We start from the raw sequence: 23,721 nt of genomic DNA, 5'->3' as shown, positions 1-23,721 counted from the left end.
AACCATGCGTCTACGTCTTTTCCTCGCCGCCTCCGCGCTGGCCCTGCTCAGCGGCTGCGCCGGCCTGACCTCCCACGAAGCCCTGGAAGGCCAGGGCGATGCGCAGACCTGGAAAACCCACAAGCAGCAACTCAGCGAGCTGGATGCCTGGCAGATCGACGGCAAGGTCGGCATCCGCGCCCCGCGCGATTCCGGCAGCGGCACCCTGTTCTGGCTGCAGCGCCAGGGCTACTACGACATCCGCCTGTCCGGCCCGCTCGGCCGCGGCGCAGCACGCCTGACCGGGCGTGAAGGCGCGGTGAGCCTGGAGGTCGCCGGGCAGGGCCGCTACCAGGCTGAGTCCCCGGAAGCCCTGCTGGAAGAACAACTAGGCTGGCGCCTGCCGGTCTCGCACCTGCTCTGGTGGGTACGCGGCCTCCCGGCGCCGGACAGCAAGAGCCGCCTGACCCTCGACGCCGACAGCCGCCTGGCGCGCCTGGAACAGGACGGCTGGCAGATCGAATACACCCGCTACGCCGAACAGAACGGCTACTGGCTACCCGAGCGCCTGAAGCTGCACGGCCAGGACCTCGACGTCACCCTGGTGATCAAGGACTGGCAGCCGCGCCAGCTCGGCCGCTGACATGAGCGTGCGCCTCAGCCTGCCTGCCCCGGCCAAGCTCAATCTGTTCCTGCATATCCTCGGCCGCCGCGACGATGGCTATCACGAGTTGCAGACCCTGTTCCAATTCCTCGACCACGGCGACGAGCTGCATTTCGAAGCCCGCCAGGACGGCCAGGTACGCCTGCACACGGAAATCGCCGGGGTGCCGCACGACAGCAACCTGATCGTGCGCGCCGCGCGCGGGCTGCAGGAAGCCTCCGGCAGCCTGCAAGGCGTCGACATCTGGCTGGACAAGCGCTTGCCCATGGGGGGCGGCATCGGCGGCGGCAGCTCCGACGCCGCCACGACGCTCCTGGCCTTGAACCATCTCTGGCAACTCGGCTGGGACGAGGACCGCATCGCCGCCCTGGGCCTGCGCCTGGGCGCCGACGTGCCGGTCTTCACCCGCGGACGCGCGGCTTTCGCCGAGGGCGTGGGCGAAAAGCTCACCCCGGTGGACATCCCGGAGCCCTGGTATCTCGTCTTGGTTCCGCAAGTACTTGTCAGCACAGCAGAAATTTTTTCAGATCCACTGTTGACACGCGATTCTCCCGCCATTAAAGTGCGCACCGTTCTCGAGGGGGACAGCCGAAACGACTGTCAGCCGGTAGTCGAGAGGCGTTACCCAGAAGTTCGTAACGCTTTGATCTTGCTAAACAAATTTGTTTCAGCTAGATTAACCGGCACTGGAGGTTGTGTGTTTGGGAGCTTCCCAAACAAAGCTGAAGCTGATAAAGTCTCGGCCCTTCTTCCAGACCACCTTCAGAGGTTCGTCGCCAAAGGAAGCAACGTTTCGATGTTGCACCGGAAGCTGGAAACTCTGGTCTGAGAAAGGAATGCCGAAACGGCATTCGAGCAATACCACAGGGGCGTCGCCAAGCGGTAAGGCAGCAGGTTTTGATCCTGCCATGCGTTGGTTCGAATCCAGCCGCCCCTGCCATTTTCCTCTTCTGTATTTCATCCGGATCCCTTCGGTCGACACAGGTACCTGTAGCGTGTCCAAGATGATGGTCTTCACGGGGAACGCTAACCCCGATCTTGCACGACGCGTCGTGCGTCAGCTGCACATTCCTCTTGGCGATGTTTCAGTTGGCAAATTCTCCGATGGCGAAATCAGCGTCGAAATCAACGAAAACGTCCGCGGCAAGGACGTATTCCTGATTCAGCCGACCTGCGCGCCGACCAACGACAACCTGATGGAACTGGTGGTGATGGCCGATGCCTTCCGCCGCTCCTCGGCCACTCGTATCACCGCTGTCATCCCCTACTTCGGCTATGCCCGCCAGGATCGCCGTCCGCGCTCCGCCCGCGTGGCCATCAGCGCCAAGGTAGTGGCCGACATGCTGACCGTCGTCGGGGTCAACCGTGTCCTCACGGTCGACCTGCACGCGGATCAGATCCAGGGCTTCTTCGATATCCCGGTAGACAACATCTACGGTTCCCCCGTGCTGGTGGACGATATCGAAGACCAGCGCTTCGAGAACCTGATGATCGTCTCCCCGGACATCGGCGGTGTGGTGCGCGCGCGCGCCGTGGCCAAGTCCCTGGGCGTGGACCTTGCGATCATCGACAAGCGTCGTCCCAAGGCCAACCAGTCCGAAGTGATGCACATCATCGGTGACGTCGAAGGCCGTACCTGCGTACTGGTAGACGACATGGTCGATACCGCCGGCACCCTCGGTCACGCCGCCAAGGCACTGAAAGAGCACGGCGCCGCCAAGGTCATCGCCTACTGCACCCACCCGGTGCTGTCCGGCCGTGCCATCGAGAACATCGAGAAATCCGTACTGGACGAGCTGGTGGTGACCAACACCATCCCGCTGTCCGCCGCTGCCCAGGCCTGTGGCCGCATCCGCCAGCTGGACATCGCTCCGGTCGTTGCGGAAGCCATGCGCCGGATCAGCAACGAAGAATCGATCAGCGCGATGTTCCGCTGAGGCCCAGCCTCGGCGAACGCGCCTGAACGAAAACGCCCCGCTCCGGCGGGGCCTTTGAAATCGCCCGAACGCTGGTCGCAAGCGTTCGGGCGCATTGTTATTTTTGGAGATACACAATGGTCGACTTTATTCTGAATGCCCAAGTGCGTTCCGATCTGGGGAAAGGTGCGAGCCGCCGCCTGCGTCGTAACGCCGGTCTGGTTCCTGCTGTCGTTTACGGCGGCGACAAAGAGCCCCAGTCCGTAACCCTGGAACTGCGCGAAATCGCCAAGCTCCTGGAAAACGAGGCTGCCTTCAGCCACGTGATCGCCCTGAACGTTGGCGGCGCCAAGGAAACCGTACTGATCAAAGCCCTGCAGCGCCATCCGGCGAAAGGCTTCGTGATGCACGCCGACTTCCTGCGCGTGGTCGCCGACCACAAGCTGACCGCCCACGTACCGCTGCACTTCATCAACGAAGAAGTAGCCGTTGGCGTCAAGCAATCCGGTGGCGAGATCTCCCACACCATCTCCGAAGTCGAAGTTTCCTGCCTGCCGAAAGACCTGCCGGAATTCATCGAAGTCGACATGGCCAAGGTCGAGCTGGGCCAGATCGTTCACCTGTCGGACCTCAAGGCTCCGAAAGGCGTCGAGCTGGTACAACTGGCCCACGGCAACGACCTGGCCGTTGCCAACATCCACGCTTCCCGCGTGGTGAAGGAAGAAGGTAGCGAAGAAGGCGCCGCCGAGTAATTCATTACTCGATCGCCTTTTATAGAGAGGGGCTCCCGTCGTGACTGCCGTACAACTGATCGTTGGCCTGGGAAACCCGGGTCCTGAATACGACCAGACCCGGCATAACGCGGGGGCCCTTTTCGTTGAGCGCCTGGCGCATGCCCAGGGCGTCAGCCTCGTGGCTGACCGCAAGTATTTCGGCCTGGTCGGCAAGTTCAGCCACCAGGGCAAGGACGTTCGTCTGTTGATCCCGACTACCTACATGAACCGCAGCGGCCAGTCCGTGGCGGCGCTGGCGGGATTCTTCCGGATCGCCCCGGACGCCATCCTGGTGGCCCACGACGAACTCGACATGCCCCCTGGCGTCGCCAAGCTCAAGACCGGCGGCGGACACGGCGGGCACAACGGGTTGCGCGATATCATCGCCCAGCTCGGCAATCAGAATTCTTTCCATCGCCTGCGGCTTGGCATCGGCCATCCGGGGCACAGCAGCCTGGTTTCCGGTTACGTGCTCGGCCGCGCCCCGCGCAGCGAGCAGGAACTGCTCGACACCAGCATCGACTTCGCCCTCGGCGTGCTGCCGGAAATGCTCGCCGGGGACTGGACCCGGGCGATGCAGAAGCTGCACAGCCAGAAGGCCTGAACCACTTTTCTAGCGCCTGTCTGAGCGCGAGGGACATAGCATGGGATTCAACTGCGGCATCGTCGGCCTGCCCAACGTCGGCAAGTCCACCCTGTTCAACGCCCTGACCAAATCCGGTATCGCGGCGGAAAACTTCCCGTTCTGCACCATCGAGCCGAACAGCGGCATCGTGCCGATGCCCGACGCGCGCCTGAACGCCCTGGCCGAGATCGTCAAGCCCGAGCGCGTACTGCCGACCACCATGGAATTCGTCGACATCGCCGGCCTGGTGGCGGGCGCCTCCAAGGGTGAGGGCCTGGGCAACAAGTTCCTCGCCAACATCCGCGAGACCGACGCCATCGCCCACGTGGTGCGCTGCTTCGAAGACGACAACGTGATCCACGTGTCCAACAGCGTCGACCCCAAGCGCGACATCGAGATCATCGACCTCGAACTGATCTTCGCCGACCTCGACAGCTGCGAGAAGCAACTGCAGAAAGTCGCCCGCAACGCCAAGGGCGGCGACAAGGAAGCCCTGGCCCAGAAGGCCCTGCTGGAAAAGCTCATCCCCCACTTCACCGAGGGCAAGCCGGCGCGTTCGCTGCTGAAGAACCTCGGTGACGAGGAGAAGCGCCTGGTACGCAGCTTCCACCTGCTGACCAGCAAGCCGGTGATGTACATCGCCAACGTCGCCGAGGACGGCTTCGAGAACAACCCGCACCTGGATGTGGTGAAGGCCATCGCCGAGGAAGAAGGCGCGGTGGTGGTGCCGGTGTGCAACAAGATCGAAGCCGAGATCGCCGAGCTGGAAGACGGCGAAGAGAAGGACATGTTCCTCGAGTCCCTCGGTCTCGAGGAACCCGGCCTGAACCGTGTGATCCGTGCCGGCTACGGCCTGCTCAACCTGCAGACCTACTTCACCGCCGGGGTGAAGGAAGTCCGCGCCTGGACCGTCCGCGTCGGCGCCACCGCCCCGCAGGCCGCCGGCGTGATCCACACCGACTTCGAGAAAGGCTTCATCCGCGCCGAAGTGGTCGCCTACGACGACTTCATCCAGTTCAAGGGCGAACAGGGCGCCAAGGAAGCCGGCAAGTGGCGCCTGGAAGGCAAGGACTACATCGTCAAGGACGGCGACGTGATGCATTTCCGCTTCAACGTGTAATCCCCTTCCCGTCCCAGGAAAGCCCCGGCCAAGCGCCGGGGCTTTTCGTTCCTGCCCCTCCCCATCGCCCTCTCTCCGGCGATCCGACCCCTTCCGTCTAAACGATTGAAAGATCAGAAAATTATCTAGGCCCAGGGGTTGACAGCCCCGCTCGAGATACGGAAAATGCGCGCCACTCGGCTACATAGCTCAGTCGGTTAGAGCGCAGCATTCATAATGCTGATGTCCCAGGTTCAAGTCCCGGTGTAGCCACCATATTTTTCAAGGGGTTAGCGTAAGCTAACCCCTTTTTGTTTTGGTCGGCAGACTACAAACCGTCTACGCCCCCCTTTACCGATTTACGGTTCGCATGAAAAAGCCCCGCATCTGCGGGGCTCTACGATCAACGTCACCGCTATCCCTGAGCAAGCAGCGGCTCAATCTCATGTTCGATCTGCTCGCCATTCGCCGCATAAGCAGTTGCTAACGAATACTCACTCTGGAGATTCATCCAGAACTGAGCGGACGTATCAAAGTAACGCCCCAGACGAATCGCCATATCTGCGGAGATACCACGCTGCTCACGAACGATATCGTTCACTGTCGGAGCGGAGACTTTCAAAGCGCGTGCTAGAGCAGCTGGAGAGATATCCAACTCCATCAGAAACTCATCGCGCAATATTTCCCCAGGATGGATGGGGCGCATACCATTGGTAGCCATGGTCCACCTCCTCAGTGGTAATCAACTATTTCGACTTCTTCGGGACCCGCATCCGTCCAGACGAAACAGACACGCCACTGGTCATTGATCCTGATGCTATGTTGGCCCGCCCGCTTTCCCTGCAACGGCTCCAACCGGTTTCCAGGTGGAGAGCGCAAGTCTCGAAGCTCCGTAGCCGCATGAAGCATTGCGAGCTTACGCGTAGCGACTGTGAGGATCGCTCCCCACCGCCTCGAAAGACCCGTCTCAAAAAGCTGACGAGTCTCGTCGCAGCGAAAGGTCAGAATCATTCATTAACCCTTAACGTTAAGCGTTAACTTCACTACAGATTACCACAGATCCTCATGTGGTCAATTTGTAGCCAGACTGAGTAATCGGAGAAAAGCGCATCGCCGATTCCAAGTGCTCCGGCGTTAGGTGCGCATACCGCATCGTCATCGAGGAATGCCCGAGGATCCGCTGTAGGGCCACGCCATGCGCAGCGCCCCGTGTCAGGCATTTCATCTTGCTTTGGAAGCCAGGCATGCCTCATTGAAACAGTTCGAATCATTTGATAATCATTATCGATTTGTTTAGCTTTGCCGCCCATCAAAACAACAGCAACTCGGACATCTCCTCATGCCCCGCTCCATCCCTTCGCGCCCGGCTCCCCTGGCGCTTTCCCTGTCCCTCTTCGCTTCGTTTTCCGCTCCTGCGCTGGCTGCCGATCCGGTGGAGCAGCAGATGGTGGTGATCGGCTCGCGCGCGCCGACCAGCATCAGCGAGTTGCCCGGCACGGTCTGGGTGATCGAGCGCGAGCAACTGGACCAGCAGACCCAGGCCGGCGTGCCGCTGAAGGAGGCGTTGGGACAATTGATCCCGGGCCTGGATATCGGCTCCCAGGGTCGTACCAACAACGGGCAGAACCTGCGCGGACGCAGCGTGCTGGTGATGATCGACGGGGTGTCGCTGAACAGTTCGCGGGGCATCAGCCGGCAGTTCGACTCCATCGACCCATTCAACATCGAGCGCATCGAGGTGATGTCCGGCGCCAGCGCGGTGTACGGCGGCGGCGCCACCGGCGGGATCATCAACATCGTGACCAAGAAGGGCGTCGGCGGCGACACTCGCTTCAACACCGAGCTTGGCGCCCGCAGCGGCTTCCAGAGCCACGAGGATCACGACCTGCGCGCGGCGCAGTCGATCAGCGGCGGCAACGACCTGTTCAACGGCCGCCTGGCCATCGCCTACCAGAAGAACGGCGCGGCCTACGACGGCAGTGGCGACCAGGTACTGACGGACATCACCCAGACCGACCTGCAGTACAACAGGTCGGTAGACCTGATGGGCAGCCTTGGCTTCACTTTCGCCAATGGCCACAGCCTCGATCTCGGCCTGCAGTACTACGACTCCGGCTACGACGGCGACCGCGGCCTCGATCTCGGGCGCAACTTCGATGCCCTGCGCGGACGGGCACCCTATTCGATCAAGGGCGGCGTCGACCTCGACCGCGAGCCGGAAAGCAAGCGCCATCAGTTCAACGCCACCTACCATGCGCCGGAAGTGCTGGGTCACGACCTCTACCTGCAGGCCTACTACCGCAACGAGAAGATGGCCTTCAACCCCTTCCCCACCATCCGCTACAGCAATAGTGGCGCAATCAACTACGGCACTTCCTACTACTCGGCCTCGCAGCAGGACACTGACTACTACGGGATGAAACTGGCCCTGGTGAAGACCTGGGAGCGCGCCAGCCTGACCTACGGGGTGGACCTGGACCGGGAAAAATTCACGTCCGACCAGATGCTCTTCAACCTGCCGCTCGCCGCCGCCAGCGGCGGGCTGGTAGCCAGCGAACAGGCCAAGCTGGGCCGCTACCCGGACATCGATACCGACAGCCGCGCCTTCTTCCTCCAGGGCAGTTGGAAGGCCACCGACGACCTGACCCTGAGCGCCGGCGTGCGGCGCCAGTCGATGAGCACCGACGTCAGCGACTTCGTTGCGGCGAACCAGCAGATCCTCATCGCCAACGGCCTCGGCAAGACCGCCGACGCGGTTCCGGGCGGGAGCAAGGACTACGACGTCAACCTGGTCAACGTCGGCGCCATCTACAAGCTGAACCTGCAACAACAGGTCTGGGCCAACTACAGCGAAGGCTTCGAGCTGCCGGACCCGGCCAAGTACTACGGTTTCGGACGCTACGGCGCAGCCGACGGCAATGGCCACTACCCGCTGTTGCAGGGGGTCAGCGTGAACGACTCGCCGCTGGACGGGATCAAGACCAAGCAGGTCGAGCTGGGCTGGCGGCACACCGACGGTGCCCTGGATACCCAGGTGGCGGCGTTCTATTCCTGGTCGGACAAGAGCATCAAGTACGACTCGAAGACCCTGGCGGTGCTGCAGCAGGACACCAAGAAGCGCAACTACGGCCTGGAGGGCCAGGCTACCTACTGGCTGGACGATCACTGGCAGGTCGGCGTCAACGGCCTGGCCATCCGCTCCCAGGAGAAGGTCGACGGCCGCTGGCTGAAGCAGGACGTGACCTCGGCCAGCCCGTCCAAGGCCGGCGCCTTCGTCGGCTGGAAGGACGACCAGCGCAGCCTGCGCCTGCAGGGCGTGCGCACCTTCAACCTGAACGACGAGCCGGGCAACAAGATCGACGGCTACGCGCTGTTCGACCTGCTCGGCACCCAGGCGCTGCCGGTGGGCACCCTCACCGCGGGCATCCAGAACCTGCTGGACAAGGACTACACCACGGTCTGGGGACAACGCGCGCAGGTCTACTACGGCGGGCTCGCACCAGCGGGACTGTTCGACTACAAGGGACGGGGGCGGACCTACAGCCTGACGTATAGCGTGGAGTTCTGAAGCCGTCCTCGACAGTTCCCCTGTCCCTCCAGGGAGAGGGGAACGCGCAGGGAAGAGCTTCCGCCTCTCTCAGCAGCAACCGCCCAGCGGACTCAAGCGATACTGCGGCGGCAACTGGTCGAGGCCGCTGACGGTGACGTTGAGGTTCTTCCACAGGCCATCCTTGATCCCGTAGATGCAGCCATGCACGGACAGCGACTGGCCGCGGTGCCAGGCGTTCTGGACGATGCTGGTGTGGCTGACGTTGGCCACCTGCTGGATCACGTTGAGCTCGCAGAGGCGATCGACGCGCTCCTCCTCGGTCGGCAACTGCTCCAGGTGCTCGCGGTATTCATAGGCGAGGTCGCGAATGCTGCGCAGCCAGCCGTCGATCAGGCCGAGCTGGTCGTTGTGCAGGGAGGCGCGCACGCCGCCGCAGCCGTAGTGGCCGGTGACCAGGATGTGCTTGACCTTGAGCACGTCGACGGCGAACTGGATCACCGACAGGCAGTTGAGGTCGGTGTGCAGCACGACGTTGGCGACGTTGCGATGGACGAACAGGTCGCCGGGCAGCATGCCGACGATTTCGTTGGCCGGCACCCGTGCGTCGGAGCAGCCGATCCAGAGGTACTCGGGGGTCTGCTGGCGGGCCAGCTTGGCGAAGAAGTCCGGGTCTTCCTGCTTGATCGCTTCGGCCCAGCGGACGTTGTTCTCGAACAGTTGCTGCAAGTCGCTCATGGCATGCCCCTCGTTTGACCGGTGCAGCACCTTACGGAAGGCGATGCCCGTTTGACAAGCGTCACAGCGCGGCGTGGCTACGCCACCAGCGCTGCTGCGCCAGCGGCTGCATGGCGACCTGATCATGCCAACAGGCGTGCCAGGCTGCGGCGTCCTCTGCCAGGCGCGGCCAGTCGGGCTGTTCGAGGTCGGCGAAGAGTTCCCGTTCCAGCCAATCGCGGCCGCTGCGCAGGAGCCGGCGGAAGGCGCGGTCGGTGAGCGCGCGGCGGTGCACCGCCTCGAAGCGCCACCAGGGAGACTCCTGTACCGCCTCGCGCGGCTGGCTGAGCACGGCGGCGCCGGAGGCCGGATCGAAGGACAGCGGCTGGAACAGTCCCAGGCACGGCGCCGAAGTACCGGTGGCGGCCAACAGCGGGCCGTCGTCGCGCAAGCGGGCGACCAGACTGGCGGTGGTCTGCGAAGGCCGCCAGAAGCTGCCGGCGTGCATGCATACCTGGCGGTTGTTGTGGCGGCGGAAGTGGTCCCCGCGCGGGCCATGGTGACGCAGCGCGGCGAACAGCGCGTGCCAGTCCGGCTCGCCAGGCAGACTGTCGAGGAAGCGCTGGTTGATCCGACAGCGCCGGTGCGCGCCGCCGACCCAGGGTAGCAGGCGGGTGTCGAAGACCCGCGCGAAGTGGAAGTCGCCGCGACCATCCCAGCAGCCCTGGCGGCGAGCCTGGTCCTCGAGGTCGCGGCTGCACAGGTCGAATTCGTGGCCAAGGGTCAGGGCGTTGGAGATGGCCCAGCGCTCGACCTTCTTCGCCACCCACAGGTTGCCGGCGGTTTCCAGCACCCAGGCTTCGCCGGGGTCGGCGATGAGAAAGCTGTTGTCGTAGCGGATGCGCTTGTCGCGGTAGCCGGCCGGGCCGCCCTGGCCGTAACGCTGCAACAACCCGGTGATCACCTCTAGCGCCTCGCGGGCGCTGGCGCCGCGCTCCAGTCCCAGGCGCAGCAGGTCCATGCCGAGCAGCGCGGTGCCGCGCTGACGGGTCAGCTTGGTGAACACCGCTTCGTTGCCGATGGCCACGCCGTGCTCATTGACGCCCATTTCCGCGCCCCAGATCCAGCTCGGCTGGCTGATCACCAGCGCATGCCGCTGGGCGGCCTGGGGAATGTCGAGGTAGGTGGTGCGCAAGCGCGCTTCCGGATCGTTGCGCACCGCCGGCAGGCGCAGCAGACGCTGCGGTTCGGCGGGCTCGCGGTCGCTGTTCTTGGCGAACCAGGTCTGGCCCTGGTGGCGAAGGATCAGGGTGTCGCACATGGGGGGCTCCAGTCTGCGCATCCTGCCACCGGCCGCTGTCGACCTGACTTCGCACTCCCGCGAAGGGTTACCGCATGAAGGGACCTGCCTGCGGTATGCAGGCGAGAATCGGAATGCTGGTAAGGGTACGGCGGTGCCAGAAGGCCAGCCAGCTACTCCAAGTGATAGCTAGTTGCCGGCAGGGAAGCGGAGCAAGCCTCAGTCGAGCAGGGTACAGGCCATGACCAGGGCGTCTTCGCGCCCGCCGACGGCGGGGTAGTAGTCGCGACGGCGGCCGATCTCGTTGAAACCGTAGCGTTCGTAGAGGCGGTAGGCGGCCTGGTTGGAAGCGCGCACTTCGAGGAAGCATTCGCGAGCCTGGTGGCCGGCCGCCTCGCGCATCAGGTGTTCGAGCAGGCGCAGACCGAGGCCACGCCCCTGGCTTTCGGGCTTCACCGTGATATTCAGCAGGTGCGCCTCGTCGAGGATGATCTGGATGACGCCATGGCCGACCTGCTGGCTACCCTCGAACATCAGCCAGCAATGGTAGTTCTTCAGGCCTTCGCTGAAGATGCCACGGGTCCAGGGGTGGCTGAAGGCGGCATATTCGATTTTCAGCACAGCATCGAGGTCCGCCTCGGTCATCGGGCGGAAGGAAATCGCATCGCTCATTGAATCTCGCTCGACCAGCGCTGACGGACACGGCGCATGGCGCGCCACAGCTCGCCCTTGAGGGCGGGTTCTTCCATGAGGGCCTCCAGGCCCGGCACGGCCCAGGTTGCGCCCAGACCGTCCACCTGCAGTTCGCGGAACAGGCTGCCCTCGTCGCCCTCGCCGGCGAAGCGGATCGCCGGCAGGCCGACCAGCCACAGGCAGCGGCTGCGCTCGCTCTCCTCCATGCGCGCGGCGACGAAGCTCTGGACGAACTCCAGGGCCGCCTGCGGCCCCTGGTCGAGGTTGCCGCGCGCCAGCAGCGGCCAGCGTACCGGTTCGCCGATCAGCCGCGGGCTGTCCGGCAGGCCAGCGGCGCGCAGCAGGTCGCGCAGCAGCAGGTAACCCGGATCGCGGCTGGCGAAGGGTTCACCGGTGGGCAGTTCGACCAGCAGGGTGCAGGAGCCCGCCTGCAGCAGTTGCAAGGCGAAGCGCGGCGGCGGGGCCTGGACCGCCGGCGGCTCGGCCGGGGCCTCTTCGACCGGCGCGACCGGCTCGGCTTTCTTCGCCACCGGGGCGCCCGGCTTCGGCAGGCTGATCGGAATCCCCCGGCCTTCCACGGGCGCGGCGGGAGCCACGCTCGGCGCGCTGGCCGGCGCCTCGGCTTGCGGGACGCGGGCCTGCGGCGCATCGATCGCGGCGCGCGCACGCACAGGCACCGCCGGCTCTTCCCGGGGCGGGGTCTCCAGCAACTCCGGCCGCGAGGGTGCGGCGAACGGCAACGGCTGGCGGGGCAGCCAACTGGTTATCTGCATCGCGCCCAGGAAGGCGCGGCGACGCTGTTCTTCGATCAAATCTCGGGCACCGGCAATTAGGCGATGCGCGGGGACGGTTTCGCCCCCGGCGTTCAGGCAGGCAATGATAGCGGTTCTTCGACCTCGGCGGAGCGGCTTTGTCCCGCCATGCGACGGTTCGCCCTCAACGCGGGGCGACGGTGAAGATGTTGACGTTGCCCTGCAGCTTGAGGGTGCCGTCGATGCGTGCGCTGACCAGGTTGGTCTGCACCAGCCCGGGATCGGTACCGCGCGCCTTGTTGGCGCCAGCGATGGTGAAGCGCAGGTCCTGGAAGCTGGTGTCCTTCAGGCCGACGCGCAGCACCGGGCGGTTGAAGGCAGCGCCGTCGCCGCCGAAGCCGTCCTTGATGGTCACCACGTCCAGGGTGACTTCGTCGAAGCTGAACTTGCCGCTGATATCGTCGATCACCAGGTAGTTGTTGCCGCTGCCGGCCGGCTGGATCGCCAGGCGCGCGCCGCAGCCGCCGGCGCAGCGCGTCTGCGAAGGATTTTCCTGGAGATTGAGCGAGGCGCTGATGCTGATCCCGGCCTGGCCGACCACGTCGTCCAGATCGCTATCGCCCAGCGAGCGCAACTCGGCCCCGGCCGAAGCGCTGAACAGCAGCGCCAGCGCCGCGAGGATGCCGATGCCGCCTGCCAGTGGATGAGTCTGCTTGGCCATGTGCTGCGTACCTCGTTTCGCGCCGCCACCTCAGAGGTTGTGCGACGTAACCTTCAGGTAGTTGAAGCTGAGCCCGGATATCTCGTTGCGGCCCATGTTGTAGCCGCCGGTCGGTACCTGCCCGTAGCCTGGCCGGGTACCGCCGATGTTGAGGTTCTCGATCACCAGGCTGGTGCGCGGCGCATTGGCGTAGAAGTCGGCGGCGTTGGCCAGGGTCAGCTTGGGCAGTTCGAAAGTGAAGTTGCCGTCGGCGGTGACCGAGAACAGCAACGGCTGCGACTTCCCGTAGCCAAGCGCGACGCTGGCATAGGCGTTGGTCAGGTAGACGGTGCGCGCAGCCTGCTCGGCGGCGCTGACGCAACTGGGCGAGCCAGCACCGCAGGACATGATCTCGAAAGTCTTGGCGTAGAGGTTCAGGCGCATCTCGCCAACCAGTTGGCTGCGCGCGTTGGCGCCCCAGAAGCGCAGGTAGGAACCGTCCATCGCCAGTTCGGAGAAGTCCAGGTTGAGCACATCGGTGCGCGTGGAAGTGACGCCGAAGTCGAAGCGGATGCCGGCGTCGACCTTTTCGCTGGCCCGGCTCGAGCAGTTGCTGCCGGCACCGGCGTAACCAGCGATGCACGGCTGGCCGCCGGCGCCGCTCACCAGGCTGGGGAAGGCCAGTTCGATCACATCCGCAGTGTCCGGCAAGGTGCTGACCACCCGCCCGTCGTCGAGCTGGGTGGTCAGCACCGAACCCTTGGCCAGATTCAGCTTGAACGGGAAATTGAGACGGCCGAGAGTCACCGGCGCCAGGGTGCTGCCCTTGTTGCTGCCAGTGGCGGCGACGTACAGCTCCTTTACCGTGATCGGCACGTTCTGCCCGGTGGCGGTGTTGGTCACGCCATTGATCGCGATGGTGGCCTTGTTGCCGTCGACCATGGCGCTGTCGAGGACGAAGCCGATGCCGGCACCCTGCACGTCCGACAGTTGCTCGTCGTCGAGCGCTGTCATCTCGGCATGGGCGAAGGGGGCGGCCAGCAGGGCCGCGAGCAGGCAGGCGCGACTCATCTCAGCAGCCCTTGTTCAGGCCGCCCAGGCAGGTGTCCTGCCGTGGAATGCCATTGAAGGCCTGACCGAAGTCGACCTTGATCGGCGCCGTTCCATCGGCGTTGCGCGACATGTTGAGGAAGGCACCGGCCAGCGCGGCGACCAGCTTGGAGGGATCCTGCTGGTCGCGCCACTGGACGTTCTGGCTCTGCATCGAGATGAAGAAGCCTTTCGACGAGTCGATGAAGTTCTGCGCGTTGTTCGGATCCACGGTGCCGATCGGGAACGACTGGTACTGGGCCAGGTTGAAGCAGGTCTGGGCGCCCATCAGCTTGCAGTCATTGGAGGTGAGGAAGGGCAGCAGGACGTTCACCAGGCTGCCGATGATGGTGCTGTCGTGCATGTCCAGGGCTGTGCCGTTCTTCAGGCCGATCATGGCAGCGCGGATCGGGTCGGGGTTGCCGGAGCTGTTCACCAGTTCGGCCTGGGCGGTGTATTGGGAACTGCCGGTGAGGGTGATGGCGGTCTTCGCCGCCAGGCAGTCGAGGGCCAGCAGGCCGCAGGAAATGCTGCCGCCCAACTGGCTGCCGGTGCCGTACAGGTCCACCGGCACGTTGCCGGTGAGGGTCTTGATATCGCCCGAGAGGTAGCCCTTGGCTTCGCCGAAACCGATACGGATGCCGACCATCTTGCTGCCGTCGTAGGCGAACTCGATGTAGGGATTGCTGATGAGGAACGGGTTGATCGCGCCGGTGGCGTCGTTGACCGTGCCCAGGGCGAAGTTGTCGATGGCGATGTCGGCACTGCCGGCAAGCTCGCCGCTGCGGTTGTACTGGCCCAACTGCAGCTTCTTCATGTTCAGTTGGGTCTCGATGTCGGCGCCGAAGTTGATGCGGGTGAAGTTCAGTCCGTTGGCGGCGTCGGTGGTGAGGTTGATGAAGGCCTGGCCGACCACGTCGGAAAGCTGGTCGTCGTCCAGCGACTCCATCCTCGCCTGGGCGGTGGCAGCCAGCAGACCGGCGCCGCAGAACAGCGCGCAACGCAGCAGGAAGGGCAGACGACGGGACATGGGCTCACCTCTTGTTCTTCTCGTGGCCGACGGCAGAGACACTGCGACCTGTAGTCACTATAGAAAGCCCCGGGCGAATCGGGGCCGACCCATAGTCGAGAAAAACCGCCGAACGACGCGGTCGCCGCGCTCGCTGCAGCGGATGAGCGGTCGCTCGGCCAGGATGGATGTTACTCATCGTCACACGGGGGTAACGTCAGCCCTTCACTGCTGGCGGAACAGGCCGATCAGATGGTCGGCGATGGCGCCCTTGATGGCGTTGAGGCTGAGCAGGGAGTGTGCGCTGAGGCGGGCGGGGTTGATCCGGTGCAGGTGCAGCGAGGGCATGCGCGCTTCGTACTCGCGCAGGTCGCCCTTGACCAGGATCGGCAGGAACACGTCGTCGTGAGCCTGGTAACGCTGGATCAGCAGTTTCAACCCTTCCTGGAACGGCAATTCCTTCGACGCCACCAGGCGGTGCTCGCCGGGAATCTTCAGGTAGAGCCCGCGATAGCCCATGGTCTCGCCCGGCAGGATATGGATCCCGGTGGGCTCCACCGCGGCCAGCGGGATATCGTGGAAGGTGTCGTGCCAGGCCTGCTCGCTGGGCAGGATGGTGATGCCGCCATGGTCGCTCTCGGGAATCACGAAACTGTAGTTGCTGTAGAGCTTCTCGACATAGGCCGAGTAGATGCACAGGCGGTTCTCGAAACGTTTGAGGAAGGCGATCGCCTCGCTGCGGTTGGTGATGGCATCCAGGTCCCAGGCAAGGTCACCCTGGTTCTGCAGTTCGGCCCAGCGGGCCTCGGCGTAGGCGGCGTCGTTCAAGAGTCGGCATTCATTTGGAATAGACAGGCCAGGGGACTTCAGCAGAAAGCGTGCCAGCCCCTGGAAGCCCCATTCCCCGGACCAGGCGGGGCAGGAAAGTCCTTACGCAGTCATAAACTGCCGCTTTTCGACACCTCGATGATAGCCAGATGCCATCCGCCGATACCGGGCCCGTACCTGCGCCGCAGACGTGTCGACGGCCTGCATCGCACTCATCGGCGGCGTCTGCGTCGCCCGTGCCTTTGCAGTACAATCGGCGCTTTTTCCACGGACCGGCCCTCCCGATGATCGACCCCCGACGCGTACTGCGTGCGCTTGCCGAACACTGGGCCCTGCTCGAGCCTCTCTGCGAGCGCTTCGATGCCGGCACCCTGAGCCTGGCGGAACTGCGCAGCCAGTTGAACACCCAGTTACCGGAAAGCAACCCGGCGGAAATCACCGCCCTGCTCGACCAGTGGATCCGCCTGGATATCCTGGTCCCGGTGGCCAAGAGCCCCAACCGTTTCGAGCTGAACGCGCAGATCCACGACTTCCTCGCCTACCTGCGCCACGAGCATCGCCTTGGTCTGTGCCTGGAGATCGAGGCCTACCTGCGCCATCTGGAGCGCCTCGCCGGGTACATCCAGGACGCCTTCGAGACCCGCGACAGCCAGGACCTGGCGCGCCAGCTGCGACTGCTCGACATGCGCGTGCGCGATGTACTGAAGAAGCTCGGCAATGACGAGCAGGCACTGATCGGCGTGGCCGAGCGGGCCAAGACCAGCGACCGGCAGATTCCCCTGGCGCAGCGCTACGCGGAGGTCCTGGCGACCTGGGACGAGTACGTCGAGCCGATGATCCAGCTGGTCAGCGCCGACGGCGCCTTCGAGCAGGGCGTGCGGCGGGTCGAACAGGTCCTGCTGCGCCTGCTCGGCGAACAGCAGCGCCTCGGCCACCTGGTCGACGACGACCTGGTGCTGCGCACCCACGCGCGCATCCTCGAGATGCAGACCAACGCCCAGCTGACCCTGCGCCGCGCCCGCGAATTATTGCTGCCGCTGCGCGAGGAAGCGCGCCGGCACAACGCGGTGACCCGTGGCGCCGCCCTGGCGCTGGCGGCGATCCGGCGCAAGGGCCTGGATGCCGTGCCGCAGGCGGCGATGCCGCTGTTCACCCGGCCGCAGAGCACCTTCCTCGGCACCGCCTCGCAGGTCGAGAGCTACGTCTTCGCCCTCGCCCGCTTCGAGCCGAAGCCGGCGCAGTTCCCCAAGTCCAGCGGCACGCGCAAGAGCAACGGGCCGGCGCGACCACCACGGACCGCGCGGGAAATGATCGAGCGCTGCCAGGCGGCGCTGCCGCTGCCGGACCTCATGCAATGGCTGCTGGCCCAGGAACCGGACGGCGCCACCGACGAGTTGCTCTACTGGTTCTCCCGGCTGTCGCGCGACGCGCGCTTCCAGCGCGAACGCCTGCAACGCCGCGAGTACGAAACCACCGAACATTGCGTCAGCCTCTGCTCCTTCGCCCTGAACCCCGCCGCCAAGGACAAGGGCCAGGCCAGGGACGCAGACACCCTTTCCGCGAGCGAAACCCATGCATCTTGATCTCTCCGAACTGACCCAGCTCGCGCCGATCTTCCGCGAGCTGTTCAAGGGCTACCACATCAGCCACCGCGACCCCGAGCTGTACACCCAGCTGTCCTCGCACCAGGACCAGTACCGCGGCCTGTTCCGCGCCATGGGCTTCGAGCTGGTCTGCGACACCCGCGGCTTCTACTACTTCGTCCCGGAGCAGGTCGGCGCCCAGGTGAACAAGACCGCCCAACGCCTGGCGCTGTTCACCTTCATCCTCGTCGAACACCTCGCCGACCAGGGCCGCGACCCGCTGTCCGTGCTGGACGGCGGCAGCATCGGCCGCGAAGAGCTGCCGCCGCTGCTGGAGAAATACCGCGACCTGTTCCTCCAGGCCGAGGTGCAGACCCAGGAAGAACTGGAAGAGAAAGTCATGCGCCGCCTGACCCAGCTCGGCTTCGCCTCCGAGGACAGCGGCGTGTACCGCTTCATGCCGCCGATGCACCGTTTCCTCGACGTCTGCCTGTCGGTGCAGCAGGACCGCAACCTGTCCGCCAGCCTGCACGCCGACCTGCCGTTGCAGACGCCGGTGCTGGTCGATGACGGCGAGATCGAACCGCTGATGGCCAGCGACGAAGAATTGTCCGAAGAGAGCGAGGAAGACGCCCTCGCCCGCGCCATCGCCGAAGAACACGCGCAACAGGAGGCTGACGCATGAGCCAGACCCGCTACGGCATCCGCCGCTTCGCCCTGCTCAATACCGCCGGCTACAGCCTGGGTATCTTCCCGCTGGAAAACCCGCTGTCGATCTACGGCGCCAACAACCTGGGCAAGAGCGCCTCGATCAACGCCCTGCAGTTCCCGATCCTTGCCCGCCTGTCGGACATGAGCTTCGGCAAGTACAGCATGGAGCAGTCGCGGCGCTTCTACTTCGCCTCGGACACCAGCTACATTCTCCTCGAACTGATGCTGCCCCACGGTCCGCACGTGATCGGCGTGGCCGGGCGCGGCCCGGGCGGCGGCTTCGGCCACCAGTTCTTCGCCTACGCCGGCGAGCTGAGCCTGGACCACTACCAGAAGAACGGTACCTGCCTGCGCCAGCGCGAGCTGTTCGCCAACCTCGAGCGCGAAGGCATCAAGGCCTACGAGGTGAAGCCGGAAGAGCTGCGCCGCCTGCTGGTCGGCGGGCACACGTCGATCCCGCTCGACCTGACCATGATCCCGCTGCGCTCCACCAGCGAGCAGAGCCTGAAGACCTTCCGCTCGCTGTTCATCAACCTGCTGCACATGCGCGAGATCACCGCGGCCAAGCTCAAGCAGCTGTTCCTCGACGCCTTCGAGCACAGCCTGCGCTCGGGTAACGTCGACTACATCGCCGCCTGCGAGGAGGCCTTCCGCGACGTGCGGCGGATGGAGCAGGACTACCAGGCGCTGGTCGCCGCCGGCCCGCTGGTGGAAGCCCTGGCCAACGGCGTGACCCAGCGCGACGTACTGCGCGGCAAGATGCACCGCCTTTCACCGCTGCTCGACAGCCTGCTCGGCACCTGGCACGACTACGCCGGGGCGCGCCGCGAGGAACTGCTGATCCAGCACGAGCAATACCGCGCCGAGCAGGACGGCCTGCAGAACGAACAGCGTGGCGGCACCCAGGAGCTGATGCGCCTGGAGCGCGAAATCGCCGGCATCCAGCGCTGGCTCGGCGAGCTGTCGGTGCTCAAGACCCGCTTCGCCCTGGTCGACGACGCCAAGGTCCTCGAACAGCAGTTGCTCGCCGCCAAGGATGCCCACGACGAACTGGCCGGCGCCCTGGCCCATTCGCGGCAGTTCTCCAGCGAAGACCTGGAAGAGCGCCTGCGCGACCTGGAAAAACGCCTGAAGAACGTCCGCCAGCAGCTCGAACACGCCGACAACAACAGCTACGCACGCCTGCGCGAGGAGTTCAGCCAGCAGGACGTGGAACGCCTGATGCGTCTGTTCAACGGCGCGCTGTTCAGCCTGCCGCTCGGCGAGAACGGGGTGAACCTGGATGACGGCGACGTCTGGGTGAAGAGCGTCGAAGCCATCCTCGACCACTTCAAGGGCGAGCATTTCGAAGCCCCTGGCCTGAGCATCGACCTGTCGCACATCGAACCGCCGGCGTTGCAGGCCCTGGCCGACCGCGCCGCCCTGCGCGACCAGAAGGAGCGCCTGGAGAAGGAGCTGAAGCAGCTCAAGACCCAGCAGAGCGTCGCCGCCGACCGCGCCGCGAGCAAGGCCCAGGCAGAGAAGCTGTACCAGGATGTGCTGGATGCGCAGAAGGCCCTGGAAGACTTCCGCCGCACCCAGACGCTGACCGCCGAGGAGGCCGAGAAGCTCGCCGAACTGGCCCAGCTGGAGGCGTCCCAGGACGAACTCAAGCGCTCCAGCGACGCCTTCGCCGAACGCGTCCAGCAGCTCTCCGCGCGCCTGCAACTGGTGGCCCGGCAACTGGGCGACCTGGAGGCCAAGGAGCGCACCCTGGAAGATGCCCTGCGCCGCCGCCAGCTACTGCCGGCCGACCTGCCCTTCGGCACGCCGTTCATGGAGCCGGTGGACGACTCGCTGGACAACCTGCTGCCGCTGCTCAACGACTACCAGGACACCTGGCAGGCGCTGCAGCGCATCGACGGGCAGATCGAGGCGCTGTACGCCCAGGTGCGCCTGAAGGGCGTCGCCAAGTTCGATAGCGAGGACGACACCGAGCGCCGCCTGAAGCTGTTGATCAACGCCTACGCGCATCGCCAGGACGAGGCCCTGACGCTGGCCAAGGCGCGCCGCGCGGCGGTCACCGACATCGCCCGGACCCTGCGCAACATCCGCAGCGACTACGACAACCTGGAACACCAGTTGGCCCTGTTCAACCGCGAGATCAACAAGCGCCAGGTTTCCAACCTGCAGAGCTTCCGCATCGTCCTCGCGCCGAACAAGGACGCGCTCAAGCACATCGACCAGATCATCCACAGCGCCGGCCAGTACGAGGAAGGCGAGAACCTCTCGGTGTTCGACCTGACCCAGAGCGCCGAGCAGGACGCGAAGAACGAGGAGGCCAAGGAATACCTGGCCCGCCTGGTCGCCGCCAACCACAACCAGCTGGGCCTGAAGGACCTGTTCGAACTGGCCTTCGAGATCACCAAGGTCAACGGCCAGCCGATCATGCACACCGACATCGACGGCGCCGCCTCCAACGGCACCACCATGACCATCAAGGCGCTGACCAACATGTACCTGTTGCTGCACCTGATGGACCGCGAGCAGGCCGGGCGCGTGCGCCTGCCCTACTACCTGGACGAGGCGGCGGACATCGACGAGCGCAACCAGGCCGCGCTGCTGGAGACCAGCCTGCAACTGGGCTTCGTGCCGATCCTGGCGAGCGTGAAGCCGCAGGTTTCCGCACACGTGGCGATCGACCTGGAAGGCGGTAGCGGCCCGAACGGCATCTATATCGACGAAGCCGACTGGAAATACATCCGTCGCCGGGATGCCGCCGCCAGCGGCGAAACCCGCGCAGCCAGCGAGCCGGAGGAAACCGGCGAACCGGCGTGAAGCGTCTGCCACGGCCCTGCCTGACAGGGCCGTGGACTTTTCCGATAGGCCCGAAGCTCCCGCGAAGATATAATTGGTTACATTCGCATTTGTAACCCACGGGGAGAATCCATGCCTGTTCGACTTCTCAACCGTTTCCGCCACGCCGCCCTGGCGTGCCTGCTCGGTTCGCTTTCCCTCAATGCGGCGGCCGATCCCGTCACCCTTACCCTCTACAATGGCCAGCACGCCGCCACCGGTATCGCCATCGCCAAGGCCTTCCAGGACAAGACCGGCATCCAGGTGAAGATCCGCAAGGGCGGCGATGGCCAGCTCGCCAGCCAGATCACCGAGGAAGGCGCGCGCTCGCCGGCCGACGTGCTCTACACCGAGGAATCGCCACCGTTGATCCGCCTGGCCAGCGCCGGCCTGCTGGCCAAGCTGGAGCCAGAGACCCTGGCCCTGGTCGAGCCGGAGCACGCCGGCGGCAACGGCGACTGGATCGGCATCACCGCCCGCACCCGGGTACTGGCCTACAACCCGAAGAAGATCGACGAGAAGGATCTGCCGAAGAGCCTGATGGATCTTTCCGATCCGTCCTGGTCCGGCCGTTTCGGCTTCGTGCCCACCAGTGGCGCCTTCCTCGAACAGGTCGCCGCCGTGATCAAGCTCAAGGGCCAGGAGGAAGCCGAGGATTGGCTGACCGGCCTGAAGGCCTTCGGCTCGATCTACACCAACAACGTCACCGCCATGAAAGCCGTGGAGAACGGCGAGGTCGACATGGCGCTGATCAACAACTACTACTGGTACACCCTGAAGAAGGAAAAGGGCGAGTTGAACTCGCGCCTGCACTACTTCGGCAACCAGGACCCGGGCGCGCTGGTCACCGTCTCCGGCGCCGCGGTGCTCAAGTCCAGCAAGCACCCCAGGGAAGCCCAGCAGTTCGTCGCCTTCATGCTCAGCGAGGAAGGCCAGAAGGCGATCCTCAGCCAGTCCGCCGAGTACCCGATGCGCAAGGGGATGCAGGCCGATCCGGCGCTGAAGCCGTTCGCCGAACTGGACCCACCGAAACTGACCCCGGCCGACCTGGGTGAGGCCAGCGAGGCCCTCAGCCTCGAACGCGACGTTGGCCTGAATTGATCGGCGCCGCCTCCACGCCCGTGCGCCTGCGCACGGGCTCGCGCCGGCGAACGCCATTCTGGCTGTTCCTGCCGGTCCTGCTCCTCGCCCTGCTGGCCAGCCTGCCGCTGCTCTACGTCGCGGCCAAGGCCTGGGACGCCGGCTGGCACAGCGCCTGGCAACTGCTCTGGCGCCCCTACGTATTCCGCTTGCTGGGCAACACCCTGTGGCTGATGTTCGGCGTGACCCTGCTCAGCGCCCTGCTCGGCCTGGCCCTGGCCTGGTGCGTCGAGCGCAGCGACCTGCCGGCACGGCGCTTCTGGAACGTGGTGCTGTGCCTGCCGTTCGCCATCCCCGCCTTCGTCAGCAGTTTCACCTGGGTTTCGCTGAGCCCGATGTACGAAGGCCTCGGCGGCGCCATCCTGGTCATGACCATGTCCAAGTATCCGCTGGTCTACCTGCCGGTAGCGGCGACCCTGCGCGGCATCGATCCTTCCCTGGAGGAGTCGGCGCGGATGCTCGGTCTGTCGCGGCGCCAGGTGTTCCTGCGGGTCACCCTGCCGCTGCTGCGCCCGACCCTGGCCGCCACCGGGCTACTGGTGGCGCTGCACATGCTGGTGGAGTTCGGCGCGCTGTCGATCCTGCGCTACCAGACCTTCACCACAGCCATCTACCAGGAGTTCGAACTGGAGTTCAGCAACGCCACCGCGGCGATGCTCTCCTCGGTACTCCTGGCACTGTGCTTCCTGCTGCTCTGGCTGGAGTTGCGCATGCGCGGCCGCGGCCGCCTGGTACGCACCGGCCAGGGCAGCGCGCGGCGGGCCGAACGGGTCCGCCTGGGGCTTGGCAAGTGGCCGCTCCAGGCGCTGCTGGCGACGCTGGTGCTGGTCGGTACCGGTATCCCCCTGGTGATGCTCGGTTATTGGCTGTACGAAGGCTCCTCGGCCAGCTTCCCGCTGATGGAAATCGCCTCGACCCTGCTTTCCTCCCTGTCGCTGGCCTTCGGCGGGGCCCTGCTCAGTTGCCTGCTGGCGCTGCCGGTAAGCATCCTGGTGGTGCGCTACCCCGGCGCCCTGGCGCGCTGGACCCAGCGCCTGCCGTACCTGCTGCAAGCGTTGCCGGGACTGGTGATCGCCCTCTCGCTGGTGTACTTCTCGCTGCACTACCTGCCAGCCACCTACCAGACCACCGGCTTGCTGCTGGTCGCCTATGCCCTGCTGTTCATGCCGCTGACCCAGGCACCGATCCGCGTGGCCCTGGAAAAGGCCTCGCCGCAGTTGGAGGAAGCCGCCCGCACTCTCGGCCAGACGCCCTTGATGGCCTTCCTGCGGATCACCCTGCCGATCATCTCGCCGGCCATCGGCGCCGGATTCGTGCTGGTGTTCCTCGACACCATGAAGGAACTGACCGCCACCCTGGTGCTAGGTCCCACCGGGCTGTCGACCCTGGCCACCTCGGTCTGGGTGCACACCGCCAACCTGGAGTACGCTGCCGCCGCACCCTACGCCGCGCTGCTGATCCTGATCTCCGGCTTGCCGGTGTACCTGCTGACCACCCGGGCGCATCTCAGCACTCACTGACACCCACTCCCCAGCAGGCAGGCATGAACGAAAACGCCGCTTACCCAGGTAAGCGGCGTTTCTTTTTGCCGGTCCGACAATCAGCGGCGGGCGGTTTCCTTCAGAGGAATCTTCGGCGCCCACTCCAACCATTCGTCATTGGCCGAATCGAACAGGGCGAAGGTCTGCCCCGGCTTGGCGGGCTCGCCCATCTGCGCATTGTTCGGGGTGGCGAAGGCAATGCCGCCCTCCATCAGCGCCT

At 65.1% G+C, this 23,721-nt stretch carries 23 protein-coding genes, 2 tRNA genes and 1 pseudogene; 14 read left to right on the top strand and 12 right to left on the bottom strand.

All coding sequences use genetic code 11. The features are described from left to right. Positions 1 to 4: 4 nt before the first annotated feature. The 8 genes from lolB to FFS27_RS04735 all read left to right on the top strand — a co-directional run bounded on the left by lolB (position 5) and on the right by FFS27_RS04735 (position 5,332). Complete coding sequence (gene lolB, locus FFS27_RS04770) at positions 5 to 622, top strand: lipoprotein insertase outer membrane protein LolB (RefSeq protein ID WP_003095005.1); 618 nt, start codon at positions 5 to 7, stop codon at positions 620 to 622. 1 nt (position 623) lies between these two features. After that, a complete protein-coding gene (gene ispE, locus FFS27_RS04765) occupies positions 624 to 1,472 on the top strand; it encodes a 4-(cytidine 5'-diphospho)-2-C-methyl-D-erythritol kinase (RefSeq protein ID WP_009878189.1) in 849 nt (282 codons plus the stop codon). Between the two features lie 36 nt (positions 1,473 to 1,508). Continuing rightward, positions 1,509 to 1,583: transfer RNA gene (locus tag FFS27_RS04760), tRNA-Gln, on the top strand. 55 nt (positions 1,584 to 1,638) lie between these two features. Continuing rightward, positions 1,639 to 2,580 carry a ribose-phosphate pyrophosphokinase gene (locus FFS27_RS04755; RefSeq protein ID WP_003099281.1) on the top strand — a complete coding sequence of 314 codons (942 nt, stop codon included), beginning with the start codon at positions 1,639 to 1,641 and terminating at the stop codon, positions 2,578 to 2,580. A 116-nt stretch (positions 2,581 to 2,696) separates the two neighbouring features. Beyond that, on the top strand, positions 2,697 to 3,311 hold the full coding sequence (locus FFS27_RS04750) for a 50S ribosomal protein L25/general stress protein Ctc (RefSeq protein ID WP_003095013.1): 615 nt from the start codon (positions 2,697 to 2,699) through the stop codon (positions 3,309 to 3,311). Positions 3,312 to 3,351: 40 nt separating this feature from the next. After that, a complete protein-coding gene (gene pth, locus FFS27_RS04745) occupies positions 3,352 to 3,936 on the top strand; it encodes an aminoacyl-tRNA hydrolase (protein WP_003099278.1) in 585 nt (194 codons plus the stop codon). A gap of 40 nt (positions 3,937 to 3,976) precedes the next feature. Further along, positions 3,977 to 5,077 (top strand): redox-regulated ATPase YchF, encoded by a 1,101-nt coding sequence (gene ychF, locus FFS27_RS04740; protein WP_003099270.1) that lies wholly within the window; start codon positions 3,977 to 3,979, stop codon positions 5,075 to 5,077. A gap of 178 nt (positions 5,078 to 5,255) precedes the next feature. Next, a tRNA-Met gene (locus FFS27_RS04735) sits at positions 5,256 to 5,332 on the top strand. A 139-nt stretch (positions 5,333 to 5,471) separates the two neighbouring features. Here the strand turns inward: FFS27_RS04735 and FFS27_RS04730 are convergent. The 3 genes and pseudogenes from FFS27_RS04730 to FFS27_RS33505 all read right to left on the bottom strand — a co-directional run. Beyond that, positions 5,472 to 5,777 (bottom strand): HigA family addiction module antitoxin, encoded by a 306-nt coding sequence (locus tag FFS27_RS04730; RefSeq protein WP_003111575.1) that lies wholly within the window; start codon positions 5,775 to 5,777, stop codon positions 5,472 to 5,474. A gap of 11 nt (positions 5,778 to 5,788) precedes the next feature. Continuing rightward, positions 5,789 to 6,067, bottom strand: coding sequence for a type II toxin-antitoxin system RelE/ParE family toxin (locus FFS27_RS04725; protein WP_003113526.1), 279 nt, complete (start codon positions 6,065 to 6,067; stop codon positions 5,789 to 5,791). Positions 6,068 to 6,119: 52 nt separating this feature from the next. Then, positions 6,120 to 6,245, bottom strand: a pseudogene (locus FFS27_RS33505) (phage integrase); the annotation flags it as partial. Between the two features lie 150 nt (positions 6,246 to 6,395). Between FFS27_RS33505 and FFS27_RS04715 the strand changes: the two are divergent. Beyond that, entirely contained in the window at positions 6,396 to 8,624 is a 2,229-nt protein-coding gene (locus FFS27_RS04715) for a TonB-dependent receptor (RefSeq protein WP_021264080.1), read from the top strand. 69 nt (positions 8,625 to 8,693) lie between these two features. Here the strand turns inward: FFS27_RS04715 and can are convergent, their stop codons facing one another. The 8 genes from can to FFS27_RS04675 all read right to left on the bottom strand — a co-directional run bounded on the left by can (position 8,694) and on the right by FFS27_RS04675 (position 15,691). Next, on the bottom strand, positions 8,694 to 9,341 hold the full coding sequence (gene can, locus FFS27_RS04710) for a carbonate dehydratase (RefSeq protein WP_003095021.1): 648 nt from the start codon (positions 9,339 to 9,341) through the stop codon (positions 8,694 to 8,696). A gap of 61 nt (positions 9,342 to 9,402) precedes the next feature. After that, on the bottom strand, positions 9,403 to 10,641 hold the full coding sequence (locus FFS27_RS04705; RefSeq protein ID WP_003111578.1) for a C69 family dipeptidase: 1,239 nt from the start codon (positions 10,639 to 10,641) through the stop codon (positions 9,403 to 9,405). A gap of 198 nt (positions 10,642 to 10,839) precedes the next feature. Next, positions 10,840 to 11,292 carry a ribosomal protein S18-alanine N-acetyltransferase gene (rimI, locus tag FFS27_RS04700; RefSeq protein ID WP_003111579.1) on the bottom strand — a complete coding sequence of 151 codons (453 nt, stop codon included), beginning with the start codon at positions 11,290 to 11,292 and terminating at the stop codon, positions 10,840 to 10,842. Beyond that, positions 11,289 to 12,125: a hypothetical protein gene (locus FFS27_RS04695; protein WP_024947078.1), complete on the bottom strand. Its 837-nt coding sequence runs from the start codon at positions 12,123 to 12,125 to the stop codon at positions 11,289 to 11,291. Before FFS27_RS04695 ends, rimI begins: the two co-directional genes overlap by 4 nt. Before the next feature lie 124 nt (positions 12,126 to 12,249). After that, entirely contained in the window at positions 12,250 to 12,786 is a 537-nt protein-coding gene (locus FFS27_RS04690; protein ID WP_003141635.1) for a DUF6160 family protein, read from the bottom strand. Between the two features lie 30 nt (positions 12,787 to 12,816). Continuing rightward, entirely contained in the window at positions 12,817 to 13,836 is a 1,020-nt protein-coding gene (locus FFS27_RS04685) for a hypothetical protein (RefSeq protein WP_003095031.1), read from the bottom strand. Position 13,837: 1 nt separating this feature from the next. After that, positions 13,838 to 14,884 (bottom strand): DUF6160 family protein, encoded by a 1,047-nt coding sequence (locus tag FFS27_RS04680; protein ID WP_003095033.1) that lies wholly within the window; start codon positions 14,882 to 14,884, stop codon positions 13,838 to 13,840. Between the two features lie 204 nt (positions 14,885 to 15,088). Further along, a complete protein-coding gene (locus FFS27_RS04675) occupies positions 15,089 to 15,691 on the bottom strand; it encodes a hypothetical protein (RefSeq protein WP_003095035.1) in 603 nt (200 codons plus the stop codon). 284 nt (positions 15,692 to 15,975) lie between these two features. Here FFS27_RS04675 and mksB point away from each other — a divergent pair, with 284 nt between their 5' ends. From mksB to FFS27_RS04650, 5 genes are all read left to right on the top strand, one after another. After that, complete coding sequence (mksB, locus tag FFS27_RS04670; RefSeq protein WP_003095037.1) at positions 15,976 to 17,274, top strand: Mks condensin complex protein MksB; 1,299 nt, start codon at positions 15,976 to 15,978, stop codon at positions 17,272 to 17,274. Continuing rightward, positions 17,264 to 17,959 carry an Mks condensin complex protein MksE gene (gene mksE / locus FFS27_RS04665; protein ID WP_003095041.1) on the top strand — a complete coding sequence of 232 codons (696 nt, stop codon included), beginning with the start codon at positions 17,264 to 17,266 and terminating at the stop codon, positions 17,957 to 17,959. The genes mksB and mksE overlap by 11 nt, the downstream gene beginning before the upstream one ends. Then, a complete protein-coding gene (gene mksF, locus FFS27_RS04660; RefSeq protein WP_021264077.1) occupies positions 17,956 to 20,802 on the top strand; it encodes an Mks condensin complex protein MksF in 2,847 nt (948 codons plus the stop codon). The genes mksE and mksF overlap by 4 nt, the downstream gene beginning before the upstream one ends. A 111-nt stretch (positions 20,803 to 20,913) precedes the next feature. Continuing rightward, complete coding sequence (locus FFS27_RS04655; protein WP_003095046.1) at positions 20,914 to 21,921, top strand: iron ABC transporter substrate-binding protein; 1,008 nt, start codon at positions 20,914 to 20,916, stop codon at positions 21,919 to 21,921. Positions 21,922 to 21,941: 20 nt separating this feature from the next. Then, positions 21,942 to 23,480: an ABC transporter permease gene (locus tag FFS27_RS04650; RefSeq protein WP_003141642.1), complete on the top strand. Its 1,539-nt coding sequence runs from the start codon at positions 21,942 to 21,944 to the stop codon at positions 23,478 to 23,480. Positions 23,481 to 23,560: 80 nt separating this feature from the next. Here the strand turns inward: FFS27_RS04650 and FFS27_RS33500 are convergent. Then, a partial coding sequence (locus tag FFS27_RS33500) for a hypothetical protein (protein ID WP_171019183.1) occupies positions 23,561 to 23,721 on the bottom strand: 161 nt, incomplete at its 5' end.

The sequence above is a fragment of the Pseudomonas sp. 2VD genome (genome assembly GCF_005503585.1).
GTDB classification, from domain to species: Bacteria; Pseudomonadota; Gammaproteobacteria; order Pseudomonadales; family Pseudomonadaceae; genus Pseudomonas; species Pseudomonas aeruginosa.
The sequence above is the reverse complement of the archived record's forward strand: the minus strand, read 5'-3'. Positions and strand labels throughout refer to the sequence as shown.

Bases quoted from the DNA above. Each gene is read 5' to 3' on its own strand.
- FFS27_RS04730 (WP_003111575.1), bottom strand. From the start codon at position 5,777: ATGGCTACCAATGGTATGCGCCCCATCCATCCTGGGGAAATATTGCGC.
- mksB (WP_003095037.1), top strand. From the start codon at position 15,976: ATGATCGACCCCCGACGCGTACTGCGTGCGCTTGCCGAACACTGGGCC.
- FFS27_RS04680 (WP_003095033.1), bottom strand. From the start codon at position 14,884: ATGTCCCGTCGTCTGCCCTTCCTGCTGCGTTGCGCGCTGTTCTGCGGC.
- mksE (WP_003095041.1), top strand. From the start codon at position 17,264: ATGCATCTTGATCTCTCCGAACTGACCCAGCTCGCGCCGATCTTCCGC.
- FFS27_RS04715 (WP_021264080.1), top strand. From the start codon at position 6,396: ATGCCCCGCTCCATCCCTTCGCGCCCGGCTCCCCTGGCGCTTTCCCTG.
- mksF (WP_021264077.1), top strand. From the start codon at position 17,956: ATGAGCCAGACCCGCTACGGCATCCGCCGCTTCGCCCTGCTCAATACC.
- FFS27_RS04655 (WP_003095046.1), top strand. From the start codon at position 20,914: ATGCCTGTTCGACTTCTCAACCGTTTCCGCCACGCCGCCCTGGCGTGC.
- ychF (WP_003099270.1), top strand. From the start codon at position 3,977: ATGGGATTCAACTGCGGCATCGTCGGCCTGCCCAACGTCGGCAAGTCC.
- FFS27_RS04690 (WP_003141635.1), bottom strand. From the start codon at position 12,786: ATGGCCAAGCAGACTCATCCACTGGCAGGCGGCATCGGCATCCTCGCG.
- rimI (WP_003111579.1), bottom strand. From the start codon at position 11,292: ATGAGCGATGCGATTTCCTTCCGCCCGATGACCGAGGCGGACCTCGAT.
- FFS27_RS04750 (WP_003095013.1), top strand. From the start codon at position 2,697: ATGGTCGACTTTATTCTGAATGCCCAAGTGCGTTCCGATCTGGGGAAA.
- FFS27_RS04705 (WP_003111578.1), bottom strand. From the start codon at position 10,641: ATGTGCGACACCCTGATCCTTCGCCACCAGGGCCAGACCTGGTTCGCC.
- lolB (WP_003095005.1), top strand. From the start codon at position 5: ATGCGTCTACGTCTTTTCCTCGCCGCCTCCGCGCTGGCCCTGCTCAGC.
- can (WP_003095021.1), bottom strand. From the start codon at position 9,341: ATGAGCGACTTGCAGCAACTGTTCGAGAACAACGTCCGCTGGGCCGAA.
- FFS27_RS04725 (WP_003113526.1), bottom strand. From the start codon at position 6,067: ATGATTCTGACCTTTCGCTGCGACGAGACTCGTCAGCTTTTTGAGACG.
- ispE (WP_009878189.1), top strand. From the start codon at position 624: ATGAGCGTGCGCCTCAGCCTGCCTGCCCCGGCCAAGCTCAATCTGTTC.
- FFS27_RS04685 (WP_003095031.1), bottom strand. From the start codon at position 13,836: ATGAGTCGCGCCTGCCTGCTCGCGGCCCTGCTGGCCGCCCCCTTCGCC.